The organism is Acidobacteriota bacterium (genome assembly GCA_026393755.1).
GTDB lineage: Bacteria > Acidobacteriota > Vicinamibacteria > Vicinamibacterales > JAKQTR01 > JBAXOX01.
In genome coordinates this window covers 1-8,226 of sequence record JAPKZO010000034.1, presented here as the reverse complement: position 1 = coordinate 8,226, position 8,226 = coordinate 1, and the positions used below count along the sequence as shown (strand labels likewise).

The 8,226-nt window shown below is 63.1% G+C and carries 9 protein-coding genes; 7 read left to right on the top strand and 2 right to left on the bottom strand.

Annotated features, from left to right (window positions below; all coding sequences use genetic code 11):
• The first annotated feature begins 154 nt into the window (after positions 1-154).
• The 3 genes from NTV05_15135 (at position 155) to NTV05_15125 (ending at position 2,484) form a co-directional block, all read left to right on the top strand.
• Positions 155-883, top strand: a complete 729-nt coding sequence (locus NTV05_15135) for a GAF domain-containing protein (GenBank protein MCX6545734.1) — start codon at positions 155-157, stop codon at positions 881-883.
• An 89-nt stretch (positions 884-972) separates the two neighbouring features.
• A complete protein-coding gene (locus tag NTV05_15130; protein MCX6545733.1) occupies positions 973-1,686 on the top strand; it encodes a cytidylate kinase family protein in 714 nt (237 codons plus the stop codon).
• Positions 1,687-1,704: 18 nt separating this feature from the next.
• On the top strand, positions 1,705-2,484 hold the full coding sequence (locus tag NTV05_15125) for a DUF202 domain-containing protein (GenBank protein ID MCX6545732.1): 780 nt from the start codon (positions 1,705-1,707) through the stop codon (positions 2,482-2,484).
• Between the two features lie 565 nt (positions 2,485-3,049).
• Here NTV05_15125 and NTV05_15120 read toward each other — a convergent pair.
• Positions 3,050-4,564, bottom strand: a complete 1,515-nt coding sequence (locus NTV05_15120) for a transposase (GenBank protein MCX6545731.1) — start codon at positions 4,562-4,564, stop codon at positions 3,050-3,052.
• Between the two features lie 440 nt (positions 4,565-5,004).
• Between NTV05_15120 and NTV05_15115 the strand changes: the two genes are divergently transcribed.
• From NTV05_15115 to NTV05_15105, 3 genes are all read left to right on the top strand, one after another.
• Positions 5,005-5,253, top strand: a complete 249-nt coding sequence (locus NTV05_15115; GenBank protein MCX6545730.1) for a DUF433 domain-containing protein — start codon at positions 5,005-5,007, stop codon at positions 5,251-5,253.
• Positions 5,254-5,604 carry a DUF5615 family PIN-like protein gene (locus NTV05_15110; protein MCX6545729.1) on the top strand — a complete coding sequence of 117 codons (351 nt, stop codon included), beginning with the start codon at positions 5,254-5,256 and terminating at the stop codon, positions 5,602-5,604.
• Positions 5,605-5,796: 192 nt separating this feature from the next.
• Positions 5,797-5,913, top strand: a complete 117-nt coding sequence (locus NTV05_15105) for a phosphoribosylformylglycinamidine synthase subunit PurQ (protein ID MCX6545728.1) — start codon at positions 5,797-5,799, stop codon at positions 5,911-5,913.
• 7 nt (positions 5,914-5,920) lie between these two features.
• Here NTV05_15105 and NTV05_15100 read toward each other — a convergent pair whose 3' ends face one another.
• Positions 5,921-7,573, bottom strand: coding sequence for a hypothetical protein (locus tag NTV05_15100; GenBank protein ID MCX6545727.1), 1,653 nt, complete (start codon positions 7,571-7,573; stop codon positions 5,921-5,923).
• Between NTV05_15100 and NTV05_15095 the strand changes: the two genes are divergently transcribed.
• On the top strand, positions 7,547-8,226 hold a 680-nt coding region (locus tag NTV05_15095; GenBank protein ID MCX6545726.1), incomplete at its 3' end, for a hypothetical protein. The genes NTV05_15100 and NTV05_15095 overlap by 27 nt on opposite strands.

Genomic DNA, 8,226 nt, shown 5'->3' with positions numbered 1-8,226 from the left:
TCCCGGCGGCGTCGCCGTCACCGACGCGCAGTTGGCGACGGTCCGGCTCGAACGGCATCGGTTTCACGGCGATTGGAACTACACCATCCATCCGGAGACCGTACGTGAACTATAGGTCACTTATTTCCTGACAGGCCCTAACACGGTGCGAAGCATGTGCACCGCGGAAGGGAAGGGGCGGCATTACCCGGTGGATGAAGCAGGCGTGTGGGTGGACGCCATCCGCGAACGCAGTCCGGTGATTCACAACGACTACGCCAGCCTGGTCCACCGCAAGGGCTTGCCGCCCGGCCACCCGCCGGTGCTCCGGGAATTGGTGATCCCGATCCTCCGGGGCCAGCACGTCGTGGGGATTCTGGGCGTCGGGAACAAGCCCGGCAACTACGGACCGCAGGTCATCGAAAGCGTCTCCCGGCTGGGCAATCTGGGATGGGACATCGTCCAAGCGAAACAGGCGGAGGAGGAACTGCGAAAGAGCGAGGGGTTGCTGGCTCAGACCCAGACAGTTACCAGGGTTGGCGGGTGGGAGTACGACGTAGCGGCGCGTCGTAACACCTGGACCGACGAAGTGTACCGCATCTATGGCGTCGATCGGTCGGCCTTTGATCCGAACAACATCCCGGAGGTCGCCGCCTTCTTTGCCCCGGAAGATCAGGCGACGGTTACCGAGGCGTTTCGCCGCGCGGTGGAGACCGGAGAATTATACGATTTGGAGTTAGAGTTCACTGTTGGCCATCGATTAATTGTTTATGGACACCAACTCGAACTTGTCGGCAGAATGCACAAACGCTTGAGCTATGCCGGCGTTGGGAGGTACAAGCTCGACGCCGTGTTTGGCCAAACGGGCGTGCGTGTGGAGGGATCACTATGGCCTTGCTCTTAATATCAAGGGGTTCCTTCTCGGGTGGTTTGCTCATCAGTAAGTGCCTGGTAGAGGCGGGATGGAAGTGCCTGACCCGGGAGGACCTGATTATGGCGGTAAACACTCACGGCGAGCTCGCCAACCGGGTCACCGCCAGCATCGAAAACGCCGCGCACGACTACGGAAGGTTCAGCGCCCTGCGGCGGGCCTACAAGATCCTGACACAACTGGCGCTGCTCGAATACGCGGTCCAAGGCAATGTCGCTTATTTCGGCTATTCGGGACACCTCTTGCTCCCCGGTATCCCCCACGCCGTCAGGGTCCGGATCCTCGCCCCCGTGGATCTGCGGGTCAGGCTGATGCGCGACCGAGGGGAAGGCCTCACGGAAGAGGAGGCCCGCGAACGCATCCGTCAGCAGGACGACGAGCGCAGCCGCTGGACCCGCTTCATGTACGGCAAGAACCTTCGGGACCCGGCACTGTTTGACCTGTGTATCAACCTGGAACGCATCTCGTTCGACACCGCCTATTCCATGCTGGAGCATGCGGCGCAACAGAGAGAATTCAAGCTCACGCGGGAGTCCATGGCTGTTCTCGACAGCCGCTATCTCTGTGCTCAGGTCTTGGCAGCCCTGGTGACCAATCCCTCAACCTCCGAGCTTGAGGTGGGGGCGACGGCAGAAGACGGGTACATCGTCTTGGAGGGTCCGTATCTTGCCGATCCCGAACGCGCGCTTGTTCTGGGGATCGCCAAGACCGTGCGGGGCGTGGCCCAAGTCGAGTACCGGGAAGGGTACGCCCCACCGTTTGACATGACGGCGTGACGAAGCAGGAGGTGAGAGATGGACGAAGTGAAACTCGATCCACAGGCACTGGAGGTGCTCGAAGCGATCAAGGCCTCCATTGAACAGACAACTCGTTATCAGGAGAAGCAGGTTGAACTCACCGAGGAGCAGACCGAGCTCGCTAAGCACCGGACGGACGCCACGTCTAATCTCCTAAAGTTCTCGTCCGCCACGGCGAAGTACGCCGAAGACCAGACCTCCATGGCGCTGGAGAGAACCTCCCTCACCCGGGCGCAGACACGGCTCTCAACCCGCAGCACCGAGCTGGCTCACATCCGCACCGATCTCGGCCGTGAACGCACCGCGATGGCAGAGGACCGGACCCAGTTTGCGCTCCACAGGACCGAACTGGCACGGCAACGGACGACGCTTTCCGTCACCAGAACCGACCTGGCCAGAGGCAGAACCACACTGGCGGAACAGCGAACGGATCTATCTCATCGACGGACAGATTTGGCACAGGATAGGAATGATCTGGCCGCCAACCGGACTCTGAGGGCGGTGACGCGAACGCGCCTTTCTCTCCAGAGGACCGAGCTCGCCAGGGGAAGAACCCACTTGGCCATCATCCGAACCGGCCTCGCCTTCTTCGCGATCGGCCTGACGCTCTTCCGTTATTTTGGGATTTCCCAATGGAGCGTTTTCGACGGAGCACTAGTGTTAATGAGTGTTGTCCTGGTGATCTTCGGCGGCAGAGGCTACTACCGTGCCCAGGCAAGCGTCCGGCGATTGGCCGAGTTGCTGACGGCAGATCGTGGTCTTGTGGATGTGGTGTAACGCGGTACATCGATTCCTCAACCAACATGCAGTGATGATTTCGGCAGGAGCCTCCGTCTCGTTCTCGTCATTCCCGCGATTTTCGGGCGGGAATCCATGCCTCACGCGGTGGATGCCCGCTTAAAGATTGCGGGCATGACGGATTGAAACGGGGGTCGCATCTTTTTCAGCGGCCGTTTGGAAGGGTCCCGCTTCTCCAGACCGCAACGTATCTCGGAATTGATTTGCTAGTCGCGCGGCTCGGTGTACACGTTCGCGGCGCGCGGATCGAACTGCTCCAGCAGGAGCCGCTCGACCGGCTTCTCCGAGGCGGTCTTCGGGATGTCGTCGACGACTTGGAGATACGTCGGTACGAACCTCGGCTGATGATAGGCCGCATTAGAGCGGTCTCCGCTCGCCAGGTTAACGCAACCCCCGTTCTCAGACGCTGCGACCCCCACCCGGGACGCCTGCAGACTCTGATACAGGGCCGATTATGGCGCGCTCAGCAACGATTGCGAGCGAGAAATCGGCGAGGTGATCGCCTCCAGGGCACACGTCGATTGACACAGCGGCCGAACAGCCGTCAGTACGGATCGTCAATCGCGGGTTCGAGCATCCGACGGGAGACGGGGTCGATCCCCCGAAGAACTCCACCGCCGATGTCGTCGGGGTCGTATACACGAGGCGGCGCGCGGGCAGGCGCCGGTTCGGGCACCTCGGTCGGCAGACCGAGGTGCCGCAGGATCCGGCGAATCACATCCGCCTGCTCAATCAGCGCAATCAACCGCATGGTCTGGCCGCAATGCGGACACGAGAGCACGTCGTAGCCGAACACTCGGCGCATCAGGGATGCCCACGACCGGGCGGGTGGATCCGACCGGGGGGTCGGGTTGCCACAGTTGTCCATTGCGGCTGCACCCGATTCGCTGACGTGCGTGTAGTTGACGCCTGAGACTCGCATGTTGGGGTTCTGCACAATCTGCCGGCGCCAGGCCGCGCGGGGCGCCAGAACGCCGTGGTACAGGATCAAATTGATCCGCGGACGCGGCGTGATCACGGCCAGTCGCTCCAGTAACTCGAGCGGATCGAACAACAGGTGGGTGGTCCCGTCGGTCCATCTGTGCCGCAACCGCAGCATTACCTGCTCGGCGGGCGTCACCTGCAATCGCTCTTCGGCGATTGGGGGCCGCAGCCCGTAACGGCACAACCCCTCGAGACGATGGCGATGGCCCGCCGGGGCGACGACGCCGGCGTGCAGGTCGAAACCCTCGCGGCGGGCGTGGCAGTTCCCACGAGGCGTGCCGACATCGACATCGTCGGGTGAATCCTGGAGGCGCCGAACCATCGCCGGTGCGCGTGGCCCGCTCGTGACGCGGCCCTGCACGGACGCCGCGCCCATGCCCGCCAGCACCGGCGCCTCCTCCACCCAGCGGTCCGGAGCGAACCCATCGTCGTCAACACCCTGGCCGCGCCGTTCGAGCAGACGCAGGACGCGCTGGCGAATGGTGTCGACGACGGCAGCCACATCGTCATCAGACGGCGGGGTCGCTTCGTGGAACGCCACGCGACCCGAGCCATCGCGGGCGAAGACGCCGTCGAGCACCAGCGCGTGTACGTGGATATTGAGATTCAGCGCCGCGCCAAAACGCTGCACGATCGCGACAGACCCGCTGCGGCCGTCGGCGAGACCGCCCTGTCGTGCACGCGTCCGCAGGAACCCCTGCACCGTGCGCAGGAAGATCGCCACTACCGCGCGGCACAGATCGTGATCCCACGCCAGCAGGTACCGGACGCGGTGTGGCAGGCTCAACACCCACTGGCGCACCGCCACGGGCGGGAACACGTGGTCGACCAGATGCGCCGTGTGCCCGGCCATCCGCCGCGCGCTGCAACTCGGACAGAAGCTCCTTCCTTTGCACGAGAAGGCCACCAACCGATCTGCGCCGCAAGCGGCGCAGCGAAACCGAGCGAATCCGCTAGCCAGCCAACCGCAGCGCAGAAACGCCCGAAATTCATCCTCGACGAACCGCGGCAGACCTTCCCCCTCTCGGATGCTCGCGGATTGGGCGCGAAACGTCTCAAAGTGGTCGCGTACCACTCGGTACAGCACGCTGTGTTCGGGACGGCGCCGCCGGTACGTGTCCGAAGGCCGATCCACACGGGCGAATCTGCAGGCGTGTGCCGCTCGACTTGCGCGCCACGCGCCGACTATTGGCTGAATTGTGAGTCTCCGCAGGAAGGGATAGAAGAAACTGCAACCGTCGAGGCGACGGGCGATGGCAATGGCTGCAGCGGCGATTGCCAGGAGTCAGGCGGCTCGGGCTGGCCGGTTGAACATGCAGAAGCCGCTACTCCCGGTATTCGCGCGTTTCGCGCCTTGCCGAAGTGGAGCACAGGTCGTCACCGAGGAGATCGCCCGCCGCGAGGCAGGACGCCGCCTGCGCAATGACCTGGATTTCGGCAGTAACGGGCCCCGCAGAATGCAGTCGTTGCCGGGCGCGGGTCTGACGACTATCATTGTACGAGGAGCGGAAATAGATGACCGATCGACAACTTCTCGAACGGATCAGTTGTGACCCGAAGGTCATGGTCGGCAAGCCGGTGATCAAAGGTACTCGGTTGACCGTGGACTACATTTTGAACCTCCTGGGCCACGGCTCGACGTTTGACGCCATCGTGGGAGAATACGAGGGCCTCGAACAAGAGGACATCCAGGCGTGCCTGCTGTTTGCGTCGAAGTCCCTCTCAGGCACGGCGTTCCTCCCGCTGGTGGCCGAGCCGGCTTAGATGCGGTTCCTTGTCGACGAATGCACTGGGCCGGCTGTCGCTCGCTGGCTGCGCGAACAATCGCACGACGTGTTCTCGGTCTACGACGAGGCTCGTGGAACAACTGACGACGACGTTCTGGCCAAAGCACATGCCGAGAACCGGATTCTGATCACCAACGACAAGGACTTCGGCGAGATGGTGTTTCGCGAGAGGGCACCGCATCATGGCGTCATCTTCCTTCGCCTTCAGGATGAGCGGCTGGCGTCCAAGGCAGACGCATTGCGAAAGGTGCTCACTTCGTATGCCAATCAACTTCCTGACGCGTTCGTCGTGGTGACTGAAACCCAAGTCCGTTTCGCGACGACGTAGGTTCGCAAGATTCCACCAGCCGCCGCCGTTCGACGGAGCTAGCCTGATGTTCCAGCGCGGCTTTCGACGGATCTCCTGATCGGTCAGATGATGCGACCGACCCGCAGGCCAGTCGCCGCGCGATCACGCAAACGCCCCCGCGTCACCATCCCTACGACCTTCACAACCGCAAACGGCCGCTTCACAATCGTCATGCCGCATCCGGAGCGGGTGTTCCGCTCGGTCCAGCTCTCGTGGCATCCCGAAGACTGGGGTGAGGACAGCCCGTGGATGCGGCTCTTCCGCAACGCGCGCGTCTACGTCGGCTAGTTGCCGGCTAGTTGCCCTTCGCAGTGGGCGATTTCGCCGGCGCCGGCAGGTCGATCACCGCGGCCTGCAGAATCTCCTTGGTCGTCTCGTCCTGCACGAACGCGACGACGCGAAGCTTCGCCATGTCGATGGCATTCTTGCGCTGGATGAACTGGAACTTGCCAAAACGCTGACTCGCGCCGCCCTCCATGTCATCCAGGTGCGCCTTGGCGTCGGCCACAATCCTGGCGACGTCGAACGTGTGTGTCACCTTCGTGGTTTGCCCGGGCGCAACGTCGAAGCCGAGTTTGTCCTTTTCGGTCGAGGCGAGACTTCGAACGACCATCGGGTGGAACCGCACGCCGTTCTCACCCGTGTAGTTCACAACTTCCTCGACCAGCGCGACCTGTAGTCGCAGCTTCTGATCGGGTTTTCCCGATTTCGCGACCTTCCCGACGTCGACGGCGACGTTCACATTCCCGCCCTTGATACTGGCCTGCAGCTTGACGTGCGCCCCGGGCTTGCTCTCGAGTCGCTTGTCGATGACGGATTCAACCGAGGCCTTAAAGAGCTTCTCCGCCTGGGCCGCGTAGAAATCCTTGCGGGTCTGCGTGGACGGGTTGGTCATCGGATCGGGCCGCGGGATGTGGAAGTGATAGACGAGCACCGCGACGTCCCTGGCCGAGTAGCGATCAAGGGCTGCCTCAAACGCCATGTCGGCCGCAACGCAGGGCGGACAGCCGGCCCCGGTGAACAACTCGGCGACAACCATACGATCGGTGCGCTTCTTTGAGGCGGCATAGGCCTTGGCCTCGAGCCTCGGCGCTTCTTTTTCGTACCGCTCGTCCAGCATCTTGTCGAGATCGGCGGGCGATCCACCGTGTGTCTGTTTATAAACCGCCTCGAGGTCGGCGCGCGACGCGGCCGTCACCCGGCCAGCCATCGTGGCCACCGTCAGGTACTCGAGTTGCTCATACGGGTGGTTGGCCAGTTTCGCGTAGTCCGCGAGCTTCAATGCCGCAGCCGCCCCCGTCTTGGGCTGGAGATTGTAGGCCTCCCGATACGTCCTCTCGGCGTCAGCCGTCTTCCCGCGCTTGTCGTAGATCTGACCGAGCGTCATCAGGCCCGTCTGCCGCGACGAGACGAACCGGGTCGCGAGGTCCGAGTCTGTGATGGCCGGCCGCGGCTTTGCCGCCGGATTCCGCTTCGCCGCCTCGGCTTGCGACTCGGCTGCGGCTTTCTTCTCGGCCTCTATCCAGGCTTTCTCGTTGGTAAGCAGATCGAGCGACTTCTTCGCGTACTGCTCGGCCTCGTCGAGCAGCACGCCGGCATTCGAGAAGCCGCTGGCGGTAGACCCAAGGCGCCGCGCCTGTTCGTTCGGGGCGGCCGCACCGTCGACATACTTCTTCGCCTGCTCCTGCAGGGCCTTGATGTCGGTCGAGGCCTTCCGAGTCATCGTGTTGATGATGTTGTTCTCGGCGGCGCTGGCCGCCGAGCTCTTCGGGAAGTCCGCCATCACTTTCTTGAACGCTTCGATCTGCTTGTCGGGATCGGTGATTGCCGATGCATCCCTCAGCGCCTTGGCTTCGGGTGTCACCTCGCGGCCAGCGGCCAGGCGCCGGCTCAGAAGACGGGGACGGCCGCGGCGGCGCCAGTGAGCGCCCAGGAGCTTCCAGTCCACAAGATTCCGATTGCGGGCGAGGCCGCCGAAGGCTACTTCTCACCCGACAGCAAGAGCATGATCTGCAACGCCAGGATGGCGGACGATAAACAGTTCCAGGTCTATACCTTCAACCTGGATGGCACCAACGTCCGGCGGATCAACGACAAGGGCGCTGACGCCTGTTCGTTTTACTACCCGGACGGGGAGAAGCTGATCTGGACGTCGACGCGCGACAATCTCGACATGCCCCCCGGCAACTTCTCGGACGCCAACGACTACCCGCAGGGCGCCGAACTCTACACCTCCGACCTCGACGGCGGCCACGTGGTCCGGATGACCACCAACAAGGTATACGACGCCGAGGTGACGGTCTCGCCCGACGGCAAGTGGATCCTGTTCGGACGCCAGATCGACGGGAAGATGGACCTCTACAAGATGCGGCCTGACGGGAGCGGCCTGTTTCAGATTACGCACACGCCCGACTGGCAGGAAGGCGGCGCGCAGTGGATGCCGGACGGCAAGACGATCATCTACAGCGCGTGGAAGTACTTCCGCAACGAGCATGACGGCCACCGGGCGGCGGGAAACGCGCTGATCGCGGTGGGTGCGCTCATGCCCGGCATCGGCGGATCGATGGCGAAGGCCGGCTACGTCGAGGTCCTCTACGTCCT

Coding starts and splice junctions, on each gene's coding strand:
- NTV05_15105 (MCX6545728.1), top strand. CDS start 5,797: ATGCCGCATCCGGAGCGGGTGTTCCGCTCGGTCCAGCTCTCGTGGCAT.
- NTV05_15130 (MCX6545733.1), top strand. CDS start 973: ATGGCGGTAAACACTCACGGCGAGCTCGCCAACCGGGTCACCGCCAGC.
- NTV05_15125 (MCX6545732.1), top strand. CDS start 1,705: ATGGACGAAGTGAAACTCGATCCACAGGCACTGGAGGTGCTCGAAGCG.
- NTV05_15135 (MCX6545734.1), top strand. CDS start 155: ATGTGCACCGCGGAAGGGAAGGGGCGGCATTACCCGGTGGATGAAGCA.
- NTV05_15115 (MCX6545730.1), top strand. CDS start 5,005: ATGACCGATCGACAACTTCTCGAACGGATCAGTTGTGACCCGAAGGTC.
- NTV05_15110 (MCX6545729.1), top strand. CDS start 5,254: ATGCGGTTCCTTGTCGACGAATGCACTGGGCCGGCTGTCGCTCGCTGG.